The sequence below is a fragment of the Rhizobium sp. PAMB 3182 genome (assembly GCF_052908355.1).
In genome coordinates, this window is sequence record NZ_CM128607.1 from 2,670,952 (window position 1) to 2,687,310 (window position 16,359).

Below are 16,359 nucleotides of genomic sequence, written 5' to 3' on the forward strand. Positions count from 1 at the left end.
GCAATGCAAAGGAATAAAGCAAGGCGGAATCTGCCGCCTTGCAAGCATTTGTAATAAAAGCATTATTCGTTCAGCTTCGGCCGAATTCGTCGGTGATGCGGATAATGTCGTCCTCACCGAGATAAGAGCCGGTCTGCACCTCGATCAGTTCCAGCAGGATCTTGCCGGGATTGGCGAGCCGGTGGACGTCACCCTGCGGAATGTAGACCGACTCGTTTTCCCGCAGCATCTGCGTTTTCTCGCCGACGGTCACCTCGGCAGTGCCGCGGACGACGACCCAGTGCTCCGAACGGTGATGGTGTTTCTGCAGCGACAGCTTCTTGCCCGGCAGGACGAACAGCCGCTTGACCTGGAAGCGGTCGCCGTTCAGCACCGACGTATAGCCGCCCCAGGGACGGTAAGACGTCGGATGCGTCTTGGTGAGGTTTTCCGTTGCCGACGTCGAGGCAAGCAGCTTGACGAGATTGCCGACTTCCTGGCTGCGGTCGAGTGGGCCAACATAGACGGCGTCCTCGCTGGCGATGACCGCCATGTTGTCGATGCCGTGGACGGCCAGATGCGCGTCGCGGGAGATCACCAGCGAATTCGAGCTGTCGGAAATGGTGGCGTTGCCGATCGCGACGTTGCCGCTCTCGTCCTGGCCGCCGAGTTTCCAGACGGCATCCCAGCTGCCGAGATCCGACCAGGCGAACGGCGAGGGGACGACGGCCGCGTTGGCCGTCTTTTCCATGACCGCATAGTCGATGGAGATATTGGCGGCGCGGGAGAAGGGCTCCTCGGCCAGACGCGTGAAGTCCAGGTCGCCGGCGGCGTCTGCAACCGCCTGGCTGACGGCCTCGGACATGCCGGGCTCAAGGCGTTGGAGCTCGTCGAGGAAGGTCGAGGCGGAGAACATGAACATGCCGGAATTCCAATAGAAACCGCCCTGGGCCAGCATCTCGCGCGCCTTGTCCTCCTCGGGCTTCTCCACGAAGCGCTTCACCGTGTTGGCGCCTTCGAAGATCTCGTCGCCGGTTTCGATATAGCCGTATCCGGTTGCCGGCTCGGTGGGCTCGATGCCGAAGGTGACGAGCTTGCCGTTGCCAGCCGCGCGGGCTGCGGTTTCAAGGCACCTGCGATAGGTCGCGTCGTTGGAAATCTCGTGGTCGGAGGCGAGCACCTGAACGAGGCAGCCGGCACCGTAATGCTTCTGGGCGATCATCGTCGCGGCGGCGACGGCGGGTGCGGTGTTGCGGGCGACCGGCTCCAGCACGATGGCAGCCAGGGCCACGCCCATCTCACGGGCCTGCTCGGCGACCAGAAAGCGGAAATCCTCGTTCGTGACGACGATCGGCGGCTCGAACAGGTTGGCGTCGGAGACCCGGTCTAGCGTGTTCTGGAAGAGCGTCCGGTCACCGATGAACTCGATGAACTGCTTCGGCGCCTGTGCGCGGGAGAGCGGCCAGAGGCGCGTTCCCTTGCCGCCAGCCAGGATGACCGGGACGATTTTCTCCATTCTTCAATCTCCTTGTTTCTCGGTTACGACGTCGCCATGCGTGATTCTATATGCTGAAAATGTTCGCGTTCACCGGCATTGCGGAGTGACATTTTAACGAACGCGACAACGATCCATTTGTTTCTTCCGCCCCGCCTGGCCTGCGAAGAAAGGCGCAAGGCGGAGAAGATGTCGCGTAGCGTTAGAATGTCGCTCCCAGCGGTGCCGTTCGGCAGGACAAGTCTGACGCTGTCGGGCAGCTCGGATTGGGACGCGGGAAATCTCCGCAGGGACGAAGGGCTTGTGCTTTTCAGCATGCGTCCTTCTCGCACATATGCCGGAAAAGTGCAATTTTGCGGCAATCGCGCTGGCAGATGCCGGCGCGTTGATGGCAAGATGACGTGGTTCATCGCGGGGCGGAAACAGCAGCGCTTCGGGCGGCTTCGCGGATGGTCTGGGTGAGGATGGAAAGCGGCAGCGAAGGGGATGTGTCGGTGCGCATCGTCAGCCCCACCGGTCCCGTCGTCTCGCTGGTGTCGATCGGCAGCGCCGACAGGAAGCCGTCGGCAATATCGCCGGCGACGACCCCTTCGGAGATGATCCAGATCGCGTCGGACGAACGCACGTAGGCCCGGCCGAAGGCGTCGGACACCGTCTCGATCTGCTGGGGGATGCGACCGACGCCGTTGGCGATCAGGAAGCTTTCGACGAAGGGCCGGATGACGGAGCCCTGTGTCGGCATCAGTACCGGATGATCCGCAAGTCCGTCGAACGGCGAGCGCTCAGACCGCGTCAGCGGATGGCCATGACGGACGACGAAAAGGACCTTTTCCGAGTAGAGATGCTCGAAGGAAAACCCCTGCATCTTGTCCGGCGCGGCCAGCCGGCCGACGACCAGGTCGAGATCGCCGACGCGCAACTGTTCGAGGAGCACGGCGTTCTCGCCGGTCACAACCTTCACATGGCTGCCGGTCTGCTCGTCGAGGAAAAGCGAGATGGCGGCCGGCATGATGCGGCTTGAGACCGTGGGCAGCGCGCCGATGCGGATCGGCGGTCCGTCGCCGGTTCTTTCCTGGGACACGGAATCGATCCCCTGGCGCAATGCCGTCAGCGCCGCGCCGGCGTGACGGAGGAACACCTCGCCGTAACGCGTCAGGCGAATGCCGCGGCCCTCGCGTTCCAGTACGGCGACGCCTAGGATGTCCTCGAGTTCCCGAATTGTCTTCGTCACCGCGGGCTGGCTGACGTTCAAGAGGCCGGCGGCCTTCATCACGCTTTTCTGGCGCGCGACCTCGACAAAGGTCTGCAGGTGGCGGAATTTTACACGCGGATCGGCCATAATCATAACCTATTGGTTATTTTAATGGCGGTAAATATCATTTTACTTAACCAATTTGAAGATGCAATCTTCGTCGCAGGAGGAAACAGACGTGCAATTTGCAAAGCTCAACGGCATCACGATCCACTATCGCGTCACCGGCTCGCCGGCTGACAAGCCGGTCCTCGTCTTTTCCAATTCGCTGGGCACCGACCTGCGTATCTGGGACGATGTGGTCGATCTTTTGAAGAACGATTATGCCATCGTGACCTACGACAAGCGTGGCCACGGCCTCTCCGATTGCGGCCCGGAGCCGTACCGGATCGAGGATCATGTCGCCGACCTTGCAGCACTGCTCGATCATCTGGCGCTGAAGAACGTCATCCTCTGCGGCCTGTCCGTCGGCGGACTGATCGCCCAGGGCCTCGTCGCTAGCCGTTCCGGGCTCGTCAAGACGCTGATCTTGTCCGATACGGCCCACAAGATCGGCACCGCCGAAAGCTGGAACGCGCGCATCGACGCCATCGCCAGGAACGGTCTGGCAAGCATTCTCGACCCGGTCATGGAGCGCTGGTTCACGCCGGCCTTCCGGTCGCCGGAAAACATCGCCTATCCGGTCTACTGCAACATGTTCACCCGCCAGCCGGCGGACGGCTATATCGCGACCTGTACGGCCATTCGTGACGCGGACTTCACGCAGTCTACGGCGGAGATCTCGCTGCCGACCCTGCTCGTCGTCGGCGACCAGGACGGTTCGACACCGCCGGACCTCGTTCGTTCGACGGCGGATCTGATCGCCGCCTCCCGGTTCGAGATGATCGCCGGGGCGGGCCACATACCCTGTGTCGAACAACCCGAGGCCTTTGTCGCGCTTCTCCGCGACTTCCTCGGCTCCACCAACTAGAAGGAATTTTTCATGGCCGACCAGCCATCAAAGCGGTTCGAAGAAGGCATGGCGACACGCCGTTCGGTGTTGGGCAACGCCCATGTCGACCGTGCCAGCGGACTGATGACCGAATTCGACCGCCCCTTCCAGGAATTGATCACGGAAGCGGCCTGGGGCCATGTCTGGTCGCGGCCGACATGGACGAAGCGTGAGCGATCAATGGTGACGATCGCGCTTCTTGCCGCACTCGGCCATCACGAAGAGGTCGCGATGCATGTGCGCGCCACGGCCAATACCGGCGCGACGCGCGAGGATATTACCGAAGCGATGCTGCATGTGGCGATCTATGCCGGTGTGCCGGCGGCCAATACGGCGATCAAGATCGTCAAGCAGGTGTTTGAGCAAATGGATGCCGAGAAGGCATTGACGGAGGAGCGCAATGGCTGACCTTTCCAACAAGAAGCCGGAGACAGGTTCGTTTTTCACCCGTGACCGCAGCATGCACCCGCCGGCGTTTACGCCGGGATACAAGACCTCCGTGCTGCGCGCGCCGCAGCGCGCCCTGATTTCGCTCGAGGGAACCAAGAGCGAGATCACCGGTCCGGTGTTCGGCCACAATATGCTGAACGAGCTCGATAACGACCTGATCCTGAACTACGCCAAGCCTGGCGAGATGCCGATCGGCCAAAGGATCCTGGTGCATGGCCGGGTGCTCGACGAGCGCGGTGTCGGCGTCGCCGGCGCATTGGTCGAATTCTGGCAGGCGAATGCCGGTGGCCGCTACCGCCACAAGAAGGAAACCTATCTTGCCGCGCTCGATCCGAATTTCGGCGGCGTCGGCCGCACGATCACCGACGAGAACGGCTACTACTGGTTCAAGACGATCAAGCCCGGTCCCTATCCGTGGCCGAACGGCGTCAACGACTGGCGCCCTGCCCACATCCATTTCTCCATCTTCGGCCACGGCTTTGCGCAGCGGCTGATCACGCAGATGTATTTCGAGGGCGATCCGCTGATCTGGATTTGTCCGATCGTGAAGACAATCCCGGACAATGAGGCGATCGAACGGCTGATCGCGCCGCTCGACATGAATGCGACGATCCCCATGGATATGCGCGCCTACAAGTTCGACATCGTTCTGCGGGGCCGCCGGTCCACGCTGTTTGAAAATCGCAAGGAGGGCAACTGATATGGTCCAATCGCTTGGCTATCTGAAGGAATCTCCATCGCAGACCGCGGGACCTTACGTCCACATCGGCTGCACGCCGAACTTCACCGGCATCCATGGGATCTTCGAGACCGATCTCGGTTCCGGACCGCTCGTCAACGACAAGACGCGCGGCGAACGGATTACCATCCGCGGCCGGGTGATCGACGGCTCCGGCACGCCGCTTCGCGATGCGATGATCGAGATCTGGCAGGCGGATGCCGACGGCCTGTATAATTCGCCGTCGGAAACCCGCGGTTCGGCCGATCCGAATTTCTCCGGCTGGGCGCGTTGCCCGGCGGATATGACGACCGGCGAATTCGTCTTCGAAACCGTCAAGCCCGGCAAGGTGCCGTTCAACGACGGCCGGCCGATGGCCCCGCATGTCACGCTCTGGATCGTTGCGCGCGGCATCAACATCGGCCTGCAGACCCGCATGTATTTTTCCGACGAGGAGGAGGCGAATGCGGCCGATCCGATTTTGACCAGGATCGAGCACAAGGTGCGCGTTCCCACTTTGATCGGCAGGCGGGAAGGCGATACGGTGACGTTCGACATCCATCTCCAGGGCGAAAACGAAACCATCTTCTTCGACATATGAGCTATAGCGTCTTCGATCATCCGATCCTGTCAGGCCTCGTCGGCAACGACGAGGTCTCGGCGTGTTTCTCGACGGATGCGGATATCCGCGCCATGCTGGAGTTCGAGGCGGCGCTCGCCCGCGTCGAAGGCCGCCTCGGCGTCATTCCGCCGGCCGCGGGGCTGAGGATCGCCGAGGTTTGCGCATCCTTTCGGCCGGATATCTTCCGGCTGAAGGAGGCGGTCGGCCGGGACGGGGTGGTGATCCCGGATCTGGTTCGCCAGCTGCGCCAGGCCGTCGGCGGCGACGAGGCTCAGTACGTCCATTTCGGCGCCACCAGCCAGGATGCGATCGACACCAGCCTGATGCTGCGCCTGAAAAAGGCGACCGGCATTCTCGCCGCGCAGACAGCGGCGGTGATAGCCGGGCTTGACCGGCTGCGCGATAGGTTCGGCGGCAACCGGCTGATGGGATTCACCCGCATGCAGGTGGCGATCCCGATTACGGCGGCGGATCGCGTCCAGGCGTGGTGCGAGCCGTTGGCCCGCAGCGCAGCCCGGCTCGACACGTTCGCGCTAGACGGCTTTGTCCTGCAATTCGGTGGCGCCGCGGGCACGCTCGAAAAGTTCGCCGAGAAGGGCGATGCGGTGCGTGCGGCTCTGGCAAAGGACCTCGGCCTTGCCGATCGGCCGCAATGGCACAGTCAGCGCGATCGCCTGGCGGAATTTGCCTCTTTGCTTTCGCTGTTGACCGGCTCGCTTGGAAAATTCGGACAGGACGTCGCGCTGCTAGCCGAGCGGGCCGACGAGATCCGTCTTTCCGGCGGCGGTGGCTCGTCCGCCATGCCGCACAAGCAGAATCCGGTCGCGGCCGAGACCCTTGTCGCACTTGCCCGCTTCAACGCCGTACAGCTCTCGGGGCTTCATCACAGCCTGGTTCACGAACAGGAGCGCTCCGGCGCTGCATGGACGCTGGAATGGATGCTCCTGCCGCAGATGGTCGGGGCGACGGCGGCCGGCCTGACGCTGGCGGCGACGCTTGCCGAGCGGATCGAGATGCTCGGTACCGCCGGCTGAAGGGTCCGTTCGCAGTCGCGACGACCTCCTCCCCCTGCGGCATAAGGGATCGAAAATCAGTCTCCCTGACAGGTTGCGTGCGCAGACAGTTTTGCGCATGATGCCGGTCGATTGCCGCTCTGTCGGCTTGACCCTCCCTGTTTTCAGCCAGACATTTCCGGATACGTAACTCATGATCGAAACTCCCTATCTCCTCTTCCTGGGCGATGCGCCCGATCCGCTTGCAGCCAAGGTCGCGCAAGGCATCAAGGACTGGCGTCCGGAGTTTGCGAAGGGCCAATTCCGTCTGGAAGGCTGCAAGGCCGACATGAAGCTGCCGGACATGACGATCGCCGAAGCCGTCGAGAAAGGCGTCAAGACGCTCGTCATCGGCGTCGCCAACCGTGGCGGCGTGATTTCGCCGGCGTGGAAGAACGTGCTGATCGAAGCGCTCGAAGCGGGTCTCGACATTGCTTCCGGCCTTCACAATCTTCTCCGCAACGAAGCGGATCTCGCGGCGAAGGCCAAGGAACTCGGGCGCGCCCTGCATGACGTGCGCATTCCGACCGTTCAGTACCCCATCGCCAACGGCAAAAGGCGGACAGGCAAACGCATGCTCGCCGTCGGCACCGATTGCTCCGTCGGCAAGATGTATACGGCGCTCTGCGTCGAGAAGGCGATGCGCGCGGCCGGCAAGAAGGCGACGTTCCGCGCCACCGGCCAGACCGGCATCCTGATCACCGGCGATGGCGTGCCGCTCGATGCCGTGATCGCCGACTTCATGGCCGGCTCGATCGAATATCTGACGCCCGACAACGATGCCGACCATTGGGACCTGATCGAAGGGCAGGGCAGCCTGTTCCACGCCTCCTATTCCGGCGTGACGCTGGCGCTGGTGCATGGCGGGCAGCCGGATGCACTTGTCCTTTGCCACGAGCCCAATCGCCCGCATATGCGCGGCCTGCCGGACTATCAGCTGCCGAGCCTGGAGGCGCTGCGCGATCTGGCGCTGACCATGGCGCAAATCGTCAATCCCGACTGCAAGGTCGTCGGCATCTCGCTCAACACCTCCGCCATGTCGGATGCGGAATCGCTTGCCTATTGCGCCGAAGTCGAGAAGCGCATGGGCCTGCCGACCGTCGATCCGTTCCGACACGGTGCGGAGAGGCTTGCCGAAGCGCTGGAGGCGATATGAGCGGATTGCAGCTTACCGTTCGGGAAGAGATCTTTCCGATCGCCGGCTCGTTCACGATCTCGCGCGGATCACGCACCGAGATCAGGGTTGTGACGGTCGAGCTGACGGACGGCCGCTATACCGGTCGTGGCGAATGCGTGCCCTATGCCCGCTACGGCGAGACGGTCGACGGCGTCATCGAGACGATCCGCTCGGTGGCGACCGACCTGAAGATCGGTATGGAGCGGGCGGGGCTTCAGAAGCGCCTGCCGCCGGGTGCTGCGCGCAATGCGCTCGACTGCGCCTTCTGGGATCTCGAGGCCAAGCGCGCCGACCTTCCGGCCTGGCAGCTGGCGGGTCTGCGCGAGCCCAAGCCGATGGCGACGGCCTATACGCTCTCGCTCGGTACGCCGGAGGGCATGCGCCAGAGTGCGGCGAAGAATGCCGACCGGCCGCTCCTGAAGGTGAAGCTCGGCACGGACAGCGATCTCGAGCGGATCGAGGCCGTCAGGGCCGGGGCGCCGAACGCCAAGATCATTGTCGACGCCAATGAGGGCTGGACGGTCGAGCAGTATCTCGAACTGGCCCCGGTCTTCGTCCGGCTTGGCGTGGCGCTTGTGGAGCAACCGCTGCCGGCGGGTGCCGACGACGCCTTGCGCGGCATCGAGCGGCTTCTGCCTGTCTGCGCGGACGAGAGCTGCCACGACCGGGCGTCGCTGCCGAAGCTCAAGGGCAAGTACGATCTCATCAACATCAAGATCGATAAGACCGGCGGGCTGACCGAAGCGCTGGAGCTGAAGAAGGCCGCGCAGGCGGCAGGCTTCGGCGTCATGGTCGGCTGCATGCTCGGCACATCGCTCGCCATGGCGCCGGCCTTCCTGATCGCGCAGGGCGCCCAGTATGTCGATCTCGACGGGCCTCTGCTGCTCGCATCCGAGCGCGAGGCTGCCATTCATTACGACGGCTCGATCATGCATCCGCCGTCTGCATCTCTCTGGGGCTGATATCATGCGGACTGTCTATATCAACGGCGACTTCCTTCCCGAGGACGAAGCCAGGGTTTCGATCTTCGACCGCGCCTTCCTGTTCGGCGACGGCATTTACGAGGTGACGTCCGTTCTCGACAGCAAGCTTGTCGATTTTCCCGGCCATATGGCGCGATTGCACCGGTCGCTGAAGGAACTGGACATGCCGTTCTCGCTGACGGATCAGGATCTTCTCGACATCCATCGCGAACTGGTGGCGCTGAACGGCATCGACGAGGGTCTCGTCTACATGCAGGTGACGCGCGGGGTGGCGGATCGCGATTTCCTGTTCCCGGCCAAGGACACGGCCAACACGGTTGTCATGTTCACGCAGAAGAAGGCGCTGACGGCCAAGCCGATCGCCGATCTGGCGATGAAGGTGATCACGGCGGAAGACCTGCGCTGGCGGCGCGCCGACATCAAGACGGTACAGCTCCTTTATCCGTCGATGGTCAAGAACATGGCGAAGAAGGCCGGCGCCGACGACGGATGGCTGGTGCGCGATGGCTTCGTGACCGAAGGCTCGTCCAACAACGCTTATATCGTGACCAGGGACGGCACGATCGTCACCCGGGACTTGTCCACCGACATCCTGCACGGCATCACCCGCCACGCGGTGCTCGAATGCGCGCGCGACCTGCAGATGAAGGTGGAGGAGCGGCCGTTCACCGTCGAAGAGGTGAAGAATGCGAGAGAAGCCTTCATCACGTCGGCCACCAGCTTCGTCTCGCCGGTCGTGGAAATCGACGGCGCGGTGATCGGTGACGGTGTCGCCGGTCCGGTCGCGGCCAAGCTGCGCGAAATCTACATCGAGCGCAGCCGCCAGGCGGCGCAGTGACGCCGACGGATTTCTGGAAGGACATCTTCGCGCCCGGCACGTTTTCTGTCGGGCGGGCAGGTGATTGCTACGTGGCGGAACTGGATGACGGGCGGCAGATCAAGCTGCCGGTCCGTCCGCTTCCCGATGGCCGGAACGCGCTTGCCTCGCTGATCATCACCCAGGCGAGTTTTACCGTCCAGGATGCGCTTGCCGGCCGGCTGGCGGCACTGTTGCGACCTTACGAACCGGATGTCGTTGTGGGTCTTCCGACGCTGGGGCTGACGCTTGCAGCCGCTGTCGCCCGCACGCTCGGGCATGGCCGCTACGTGGCGCTCGGCACCTCACGCAAGTTCTGGTACGAGGAGGGGCTCTCGGTTTCCCTGTCGTCGGTGACGACGCCGGACCAGCAAAAGCGGCTCTACATCGACCCGCGGATGCTGCCGCTCATCCAAAACCGAAAGGTTGTCCTGATCGACGACGTCATATCGAGCGGATCTTCCATCGCCGCCGGCCTCGCGCTCATGCGCAGCTGCGGCGTCGAGCCGGTTGCAATCGGCTGCGCCATGCTGCAGACCGACCGCTGGCGCGAACGGCTGGCCAGCCCGACGACGGAATGGCATGGCCCTGTCGTCGGCGTTTTTTCAACGCCGATCATCGACCTTGCGATCGAATGACGTTTCAACGAATGTCGAAGAAAAAGGAATGGTGGGCGTGACAAGGATCGAACTTGTGACCCCTACGATGTCAATGTAGGGGTCACGCATCCCCGCAATTCCTAGATTTTGTATTTTATATAGTTTTTTCAATAATTTGATGGTAAGTCAGATTTTCTGATATCTTGAGGCTTCCCGCATTTTTGCTTACTATGTGCTTACTAGCATTGCAGGCGGGGTAGAAATGAAGATCACGAAAAGATGGCTTGAGCAGGTTGAGGCCGAAGCGACTGACAGATTCTATTGGGATGAAAGCCCCAAGGGATTTGGCGTCAAAGTCACGCCAAAAGGCAGGAAAATTTTCGTTGCTCAAACGCGTTTGAATGGTCGGACGCGTCGCGCGACCATCGGTGAATTCGGGAGTCCGTGGTCTCCGGAGCAGGCTCGGTCCGAAGCAATCAGGCTACTCTCTGAGTTTTCCCGGGGAAGCGATCCGGTTGCCGAAAAGAAGGCCGCGCGTCAGAGGGGAGTGAGTGTGGCTGAGCTACTGAATGAGTACCTGAGAGAGGCGTGCGAACATAAAAAGCCATCGACTCGCGAGATTGAAGCGGGGTTGGCAAGGCGACGCATTGTGCCTCTTCTTGGCAAACGGCCAGTTGCTGAGTTGACGGAATCCGAAGTTCAACGGTTCCACCGAAGGGTCGCCAAAGGCGATACGGCTACAGACGTGAAAACAAAGGCAAGGGGTCGTGCAATCGTAAAGGGCGGCAAGGGAACCGCCAATCGAACCCTCGATCTGTTGTCCTCAATGCTGTCCTATGCGGTGATGTTGAAAGTGCGTGCTGACAATCCAGCCAAAGGCGTGAAGAAATTCAAGCTCATCAAACACGACCGTCACCTTTCTCCTGATGAACTGAGCCGTCTTGGCGACTCGCTTCGCAACGCTCAGGAGAATGGCACCAGTCTCTACGCCATTTCCGCCATCCGGTTCCTCGCTCTGACGGGATGCCGACGTGGAGAAGCTCTTGGCTTGCAGTGGGCTTGGTTAGACAACGCCCATGGAATTGCGAGACTTCCTGACAGCAAGACCGGGCAGAAGGTACTGATATTGGGTCGGCAGGTTCTGGATTTGTTAGAGGCTTTGCCTCGACGGGCCGACAGCCCGCTGGTTTTTCCGTCAGCTGATGGGGGGACCGTTCCGATTAGTCTGCATAAGATTTGGAAGCAGGTTCGTAAGGCGGCAGGCCTCGCGGATGTACGTTTACACGATCTGCGGCATAACTTTGCCAGCGCTGCCGTATCTTCCGGCGAGAGCCTATACATCGTCGGCAAGCTCCTAGGCCATACGCAAGCTCAGACTACGCAACGCTACGCGCACCTTTCGCAGAATCCGGTAAAGGCGGCAGCGGATGCCACCTCCTCTTCGATCGCCGATCAGTTAGCGGGGTCATTAAAGTAAAGCCGCGCGGTGGGGCCGTTCATGCTCCTCGTAAAATCATGTTTCGAGCTTATGTCCGCCGAATCTGTGGGGGCGTAGCGCTATAGCTCCGACCTACTGCGCGGCAGCACTACTATGCCGTCTACTTCCACCCGTCGCCGATCCAACGACTTCAGTGCATACCCGGCGGTCTTCGCCGCAGTCTCGGTTATCGGAACCACATGCAGCCGCTGCAGTGGCATTCCAGGTCCAGCCAGAAACGTATACTGCCTGCCATTGATGATGTCCGACAGCCGCCTGCCCGTCCTGGCGTTCGGCGGCACGAGGACGATCGCGTGCATGTGCATGCCGCCATTGATCTGACTGTCCGCCACCGACCAGCCATCCAAATGTTGAACTGGCCAATCCGGGCAACTGATCCAGACCGGCAAATTTGTGGTGTCTTTGTTCTTAGGACGCTTCACCAATCTCGTCAGAATTCGATTGTAGACGCCTTCACAAATGCGTTCCATCTGGCGCTGCTTGGCAGCTGGTCCACCCGGTAGCGGATTGAACATCAGCGAGAGGAGGTAAGGTTCGTATCCGGCTATCACCCTTATCTCGATCATTTCGATATAGGCGTCCAGTAGCGCATCGTTGTTCGTCATGCTCAGTCTCCATGTGATTTGTTTGGTTACGTGACTGGCAATGTCTGGGTGACGGGTTGGGTTTGGTGTGTATCTGAAGGTTATCCAGGTACAGGGGGCCCATATGCCTGTGCCTTCGCACAGGACATCGCGTCTCCAGATGTGGCAGCTCTGAACTCGTGGCGATCTCCCCGAGCCTAGGTGGGCTGCAACTTTAATTGGCATTGCCAGCCTTTATTTACGGACGGCTCTTTCCCGGATGGGCGCTCGAGGTTCCGCGCGCCTAGCCGCTCTGGGCTGCGTCTGGCGACGATCAAAATTCCTGCAGCGGCTGAGGCGTGGTTCTTCAGATTTCCACGCACGATCGGTCATGGATCCGCATCGGTTGCATTCGGATCAAATTGACAATCTGTAGTTGTTATTGTATAACATTACAGTCGGCGATCATGCCGACACACGAGGGGCCGTTTGGCCCCTCTTCTATTTTCGGAGAGCCAAAATGACATCACTCGCAACCCATGCCGGCAGCAAGGCAACCCTACCGCAGGCCGTCATCCTCCTGGGACGTGACGACAAGGGAAAGGCACATGCCTCGTTCTTCCCGGCGACGGACTCCCATGCGGCACACAAGGCAGCCGATCTCATGGGCATGCTGGCCCTGAAGGTCGAAACGGAAGAGGTACGTGGTTTCCTGAAGAAGCTGCCGAAGGGGAAGCTGTTCGACAGCGGCAAGGCCTTCGTGCCCTTCGTCAAGCAGGACCTCTACCGAGAGATCGCCTCACACCTTCCCGAGGAGGACCGGGGGAAGGCGGAGCAGGTGCGTGTGGCGCCGGCTGCCGAAGAGAGTGAGCCTCTGCCTGAGAAGCCGGTGTCGAAGCCGAAGGACTGGGATCAGGTCGTGGTCGGTAGCGTGGTGCTGATCAAGGACGGTGCCGGTGAACCTTGGTACGAGGCGACCGTCATCTCCATGAAGGACGATGGCACCTACCGCCTCAAGTGGCGCGACTTCCTTGAGGAACCGGCCTTCAACCGCCGCATCGAGGATATCGGCCTCATGCATCCGGCCTTTGTCGAGAAGTGAGATCGGCGATGGCAACCGCAATCATGACAACGAACACAGGAGACGCGGCCGATCAGGCCGCGCTCATCCGCAGCCTCAACGATCGGTTTCGCCGTAGCTTCGTCGGTGGGCGCGTTCTGATGACGCCGGGGGTCACTGCCCTCGCCGGCATCGAGAAGCTCACCCTGATGGCCGCTGTGCAGCGTTTCGATGCCTTTGACACCGGCAACGACCCCTACGGCGAACACGACTTCGGTTCCGTCACCGTCGCCGGCACCTGTTTCTTCTGGAAGATCGACTGCTACGACAAGGATCTCGAGTTCGGCTCACCCGATCCGTCGGACGACGACGTCACCTGCAGGGTTCTGACCCTGATGCGGGCGGACGAGTATTGAGGGGGTGGTGATGACCAGTTCCGCTTTCAGCTCGACTTCGGTCGCCGCCCGGATGGAAGGGCACTCGGCCATTTCGCGCCGTCCTCAACCTCGGCAAAGAACTCCGAGACGTGGACATGCAGCGCATTGGCTAGGGCTTCCAGCGTGGAGACCGTCACGTTCTCCTGCCCGCGCTCGACCCGGCCCACATAGGCGCGATCGATACTCGCCTCCAGAGCCAACCGCTCTTGCGAGAGGCCCTTTTCGACGCGGATGCGCCTCAGATTCCAGCCGATGGTTTGCCGTACGTCCATGGCAGACAGCAAAGACATATCTGCGGCCTGTTAATCGACGGACTGTTGATCCCATATTTATTTTGTGGCACCACTTTCGCGTGTTGCCTACCGCGCCTCGGCAACGGGCGTCTGGCATTGTTTTGAAGGGGGATTTCCTATGAATGCTTATCTTGACGGCATGAAGAACTACGCCAGCTTCAGCGGCCGCTCCACGCGGTCGCAATATTGGCTGTTCACGCTGTTCTTTTTCATTTCGATTTTCGTGGGCGCGGTCCTGGACGAGATGGCGGGCACGTCGCTGCCAGATGGCGGTGGACCGATCACTGGAATTATCATGTTGGCGCACATGCTGCCGGCGCTCGCCGTCTTCGTTCGCCGCATGCATGACATAAACCGCAGCGGATGGTGGCTGCTTATCGGCGTCGTGCCGCTGGTCGGCTTCATCATTCAGATCGTGTTTCTGTGCACGGCCTCGACGCCGGGAAGCAATCGGTTTGGACCGCCGATCGGTTCCGCGCCGGAATCGGCAACGGCTGCAACTGCAACAGCTCCAGCACGGCAGTCGGCATCTTCCATCGACACGGTGGGGCAGCTGGAAAAACTTGCCGCGCTGAAGGCGTCCGGCGCCATTGATGATGCCGAGTATCAGAAGATGAAAGCGGACGTTCTGGGCGGAGCGGTATGATGACCGGGAAACATCCTGGGCGATTATCATCGATCGCCTTCAGAGCAACCATCGCATCGGCCTTGATTGCCCTTCCTTGGGGAAGGGCTTTTGCTGCCACCGATGGCGGCGAAGGGGGGCTTGTGCTGCTGGCCCTCATCGTCATCGCCATCTGGGCGGCCTACATGATCCCGACCATCGTCGCCTTCAGGCGCGGTCATCCCAATCGCTGGCTGATCGGTGTCATCAACATCTGCTTCGGCGCGACAGGCATCGGCTGGCTCGGATCGCTCGTATGGGCCTGTCAGGCCGTGCACCGCAGCCCCACCGGCAATCATGGCGGGGAGAGCGGGTTGAATATCACCGTCAATGATCTGGTGCTGGTGAAGGTTTTGGATGATGTGCCTGCGCCGGCGCAGCGGGCGGACATCGATGAGATTGCCGCGAAGCTTTCCCGGCTCAAGGCACTTTCAGATCAAGGGGCGATCTCAGCGGATGAATACGCAACGCTGAAGGGAAGTGTTCTGCGGGATTTTTAAGGCCGACCGCCGCAATCATGAAACCCTCATACGATCTGAATCTTCAATGACAGCTTTGCGCCTTCATCTCGGTCATTCGGACGGTCGAAACCTTCTACCGAAAGCGGACATGCTCGCCGACTTCACATCGATTGCATAGTTGGTAGAAAGCCCCGGAGCCCTACCATTGCGCCGGACTAGATTGACCAGAAAGCTCCGACCTAAGCAGGTCCCCGTTTGCTTCCAGATAGTTTGCAAGCTGGCCGAGGTAGTCGCTGTGCCCCATCAGCTTGCCCAACTCATGGCGTAACGGGCTCAACTGCATGATCCCGAACTTTGCTTCCTCTCGATCCTGCGGGGAGTTATCTCGCCGTTTCGCTTCGTTCGCGTTCTTCGTCAGTATGATTAGGGCGTCCCTGCCGGGAACCTTGCGGACGACCCAGTGAGCGAATCCGTGCCGATGAATTCTATGCATTTCAAGAGTCGAAGCCGCCTTGCGAATACCTTCCGCGATATGCAGTGCACCAGTCCACTCCGAAGCGCAGATGTTGAGATGCAGAATCACATCCGTGTCATTCAAAGATCCGGCGAAGTCGGCGACCTCCGCCTTAGTGATGAACCGCATCGCATTGATGGTAGCTCGTGCATTAAGGTCGGCGCTGCAGTAAACTTGAACAAACTTACCGATGAAGGCGAAGTCCGAGTCGCGGGGAAGTTCGGTCTTCTTGAGCCAGTTTGGATCGGACGTCAGGCCGGACGCGAAACGTTGTAAATCTTCGAGCCGCTCGTCGAACGATCGTGTATCCGGCTTGGAATCTGCTACTCTCCAAACGCGATCAAACAATTCTCGAACTATTGCGACCATGCTGCACCTTAGCGACTCAAACCACGGATTAAGTAGAGGACGATCCGGTCATCCGGCAAGCTTGTGCATATCGACCGCCTACTAACACTGACACCTGCCCTGATCAGCAATGAGCGCACCTAGGTAGGGTTCGACTACACAGTGCGTGCATAGTTTTTCTTTTAAATTTCTTCGTACATTCAAGTTTCCGGCCTGTGCTGCCACAAGCGTCGAGATAGGCGGTTCCTACACAACTGCAAGGAAGTAACTTGGTGAATTCTTCTGCAACTCTATTGCATTCGCTGTCGCCCAACGTGATATTGCCCTGTCGCACGGGAGACTAGGGC

The 16,359-nt window shown here is 60.7% G+C and carries 19 protein-coding genes; 14 read left to right on the top strand and 5 right to left on the bottom strand.

What is annotated here, in order from left to right; all coding sequences use genetic code 11:
• Positions 1–70 precede the first annotated feature (70 nt).
• Together ACU5AZ_RS12910 and pcaQ are read right to left on the bottom strand one after the other, a co-directional pair.
• Positions 71–1,495, bottom strand: coding sequence for a mannose-1-phosphate guanylyltransferase/mannose-6-phosphate isomerase (locus ACU5AZ_RS12910; protein WP_446822765.1), 1,425 nt, complete (start codon positions 1,493–1,495; stop codon positions 71–73).
• 385 nt (positions 1,496–1,880) lie between these two features.
• Complete coding sequence (gene pcaQ / locus ACU5AZ_RS12915) at positions 1,881–2,813, bottom strand: pca operon transcription factor PcaQ (protein ID WP_446822766.1); 933 nt, start codon at positions 2,811–2,813, stop codon at positions 1,881–1,883.
• Positions 2,814–2,904: 91 nt separating this feature from the next.
• On the opposite strand from pcaQ, the gene pcaD reads away from it, so the two are divergent.
• The 10 genes from pcaD to ACU5AZ_RS12965 all read left to right on the top strand — a co-directional run bounded on the left by pcaD (position 2,905) and on the right by ACU5AZ_RS12965 (position 11,651).
• A complete protein-coding gene (pcaD, locus tag ACU5AZ_RS12920) occupies positions 2,905–3,696 on the top strand; it encodes a 3-oxoadipate enol-lactonase (protein WP_446822767.1) in 792 nt (263 codons plus the stop codon).
• A gap of 12 nt (positions 3,697–3,708) precedes the next feature.
• Entirely contained in the window at positions 3,709–4,125 is a 417-nt protein-coding gene (pcaC, locus tag ACU5AZ_RS12925; protein WP_446822768.1) for a 4-carboxymuconolactone decarboxylase, read from the top strand.
• Positions 4,118–4,867: a protocatechuate 3,4-dioxygenase subunit beta gene (gene pcaH, locus ACU5AZ_RS12930; protein WP_446822769.1), complete on the top strand. Its 750-nt coding sequence runs from the start codon at positions 4,118–4,120 to the stop codon at positions 4,865–4,867. The genes pcaC and pcaH overlap by 8 nt, the downstream gene beginning before the upstream one ends.
• A gap of 1 nt (position 4,868) precedes the next feature.
• The gene (gene pcaG / locus ACU5AZ_RS12935; RefSeq protein WP_446822770.1) at positions 4,869–5,486 is read left to right on the top strand and encodes a protocatechuate 3,4-dioxygenase subunit alpha; all 618 of its coding nucleotides are present in this window, start codon (positions 4,869–4,871) and stop codon (positions 5,484–5,486) included.
• Positions 5,483–6,541: a 3-carboxy-cis,cis-muconate cycloisomerase gene (locus tag ACU5AZ_RS12940; protein WP_446822771.1), complete on the top strand. Its 1,059-nt coding sequence runs from the start codon at positions 5,483–5,485 to the stop codon at positions 6,539–6,541. The genes pcaG and ACU5AZ_RS12940 overlap by 4 nt, the downstream gene beginning before the upstream one ends.
• Positions 6,542–6,713: 172 nt before the next feature.
• Positions 6,714–7,715 carry an N-acetyltransferase DgcN gene (gene dgcN / locus ACU5AZ_RS12945; RefSeq protein WP_446822772.1) on the top strand — a complete coding sequence of 334 codons (1,002 nt, stop codon included), beginning with the start codon at positions 6,714–6,716 and terminating at the stop codon, positions 7,713–7,715.
• Positions 7,712–8,698: an N-acetyl-D-Glu racemase DgcA gene (dgcA, locus tag ACU5AZ_RS12950; protein WP_446822773.1), complete on the top strand. Its 987-nt coding sequence runs from the start codon at positions 7,712–7,714 to the stop codon at positions 8,696–8,698. Before dgcN ends, dgcA begins: the two co-directional genes overlap by 4 nt.
• A gap of 4 nt (positions 8,699–8,702) precedes the next feature.
• Positions 8,703–9,557 (top strand): D-amino-acid transaminase, encoded by an 855-nt coding sequence (locus ACU5AZ_RS12955; RefSeq protein WP_446822774.1) that lies wholly within the window; start codon positions 8,703–8,705, stop codon positions 9,555–9,557.
• Positions 9,554–10,213 carry a phosphoribosyltransferase gene (locus ACU5AZ_RS12960; RefSeq protein WP_446822775.1) on the top strand — a complete coding sequence of 220 codons (660 nt, stop codon included), beginning with the start codon at positions 9,554–9,556 and terminating at the stop codon, positions 10,211–10,213. The genes ACU5AZ_RS12955 and ACU5AZ_RS12960 overlap by 4 nt, the downstream gene beginning before the upstream one ends.
• A gap of 223 nt (positions 10,214–10,436) precedes the next feature.
• Positions 10,437–11,651 carry a tyrosine-type recombinase/integrase gene (locus ACU5AZ_RS12965; protein WP_446822776.1) on the top strand — a complete coding sequence of 405 codons (1,215 nt, stop codon included), beginning with the start codon at positions 10,437–10,439 and terminating at the stop codon, positions 11,649–11,651.
• 80 nt (positions 11,652–11,731) lie between these two features.
• Here the strand turns inward: ACU5AZ_RS12965 and ACU5AZ_RS12970 are convergent, their stop codons facing one another.
• Positions 11,732–12,277 carry a hypothetical protein gene (locus tag ACU5AZ_RS12970; protein ID WP_446822777.1) on the bottom strand — a complete coding sequence of 182 codons (546 nt, stop codon included), beginning with the start codon at positions 12,275–12,277 and terminating at the stop codon, positions 11,732–11,734.
• A 478-nt stretch (positions 12,278–12,755) separates the two neighbouring features.
• Between ACU5AZ_RS12970 and ACU5AZ_RS12975 the strand changes: the two genes are divergently transcribed.
• Together ACU5AZ_RS12975 and ACU5AZ_RS12980 are read left to right on the top strand one after the other, a co-directional pair.
• Positions 12,756–13,337, top strand: coding sequence for a hypothetical protein (locus ACU5AZ_RS12975; protein ID WP_446822778.1), 582 nt, complete (start codon positions 12,756–12,758; stop codon positions 13,335–13,337).
• Positions 13,338–13,360: 23 nt separating this feature from the next.
• On the top strand, positions 13,361–13,711 hold the full coding sequence (locus ACU5AZ_RS12980; RefSeq protein WP_446822779.1) for a DUF3768 domain-containing protein: 351 nt from the start codon (positions 13,361–13,363) through the stop codon (positions 13,709–13,711).
• Between the two features lie 26 nt (positions 13,712–13,737).
• On the opposite strand, the gene ACU5AZ_RS12985 is transcribed toward ACU5AZ_RS12980, so the two are convergent.
• Positions 13,738–14,004, bottom strand: coding sequence for a helix-turn-helix domain-containing protein (locus ACU5AZ_RS12985; protein ID WP_446826008.1), 267 nt, complete (start codon positions 14,002–14,004; stop codon positions 13,738–13,740).
• A 139-nt stretch (positions 14,005–14,143) separates the two neighbouring features.
• Here ACU5AZ_RS12985 and ACU5AZ_RS12990 point away from each other — a divergent pair, with 139 nt between their 5' ends.
• Together ACU5AZ_RS12990 and ACU5AZ_RS12995 are read left to right on the top strand one after the other, a co-directional pair.
• The gene (locus ACU5AZ_RS12990) at positions 14,144–14,671 is read left to right on the top strand and encodes a DUF805 domain-containing protein (RefSeq protein WP_446822780.1); all 528 of its coding nucleotides are present in this window, start codon (positions 14,144–14,146) and stop codon (positions 14,669–14,671) included.
• Positions 14,671–15,189 (top strand): superinfection immunity protein, encoded by a 519-nt coding sequence (locus ACU5AZ_RS12995; protein ID WP_446822781.1) that lies wholly within the window; start codon positions 14,671–14,673, stop codon positions 15,187–15,189. The genes ACU5AZ_RS12990 and ACU5AZ_RS12995 overlap by 1 nt, the downstream gene beginning before the upstream one ends.
• A gap of 160 nt (positions 15,190–15,349) precedes the next feature.
• Here ACU5AZ_RS12995 and ACU5AZ_RS13000 read toward each other — a convergent pair whose 3' ends face one another.
• The gene (locus ACU5AZ_RS13000; protein ID WP_446822782.1) at positions 15,350–16,033 is read right to left on the bottom strand and encodes a hypothetical protein; all 684 of its coding nucleotides are present in this window, start codon (positions 16,031–16,033) and stop codon (positions 15,350–15,352) included.
• Between the last annotated feature and the right edge of the window lie 326 nt (positions 16,034–16,359).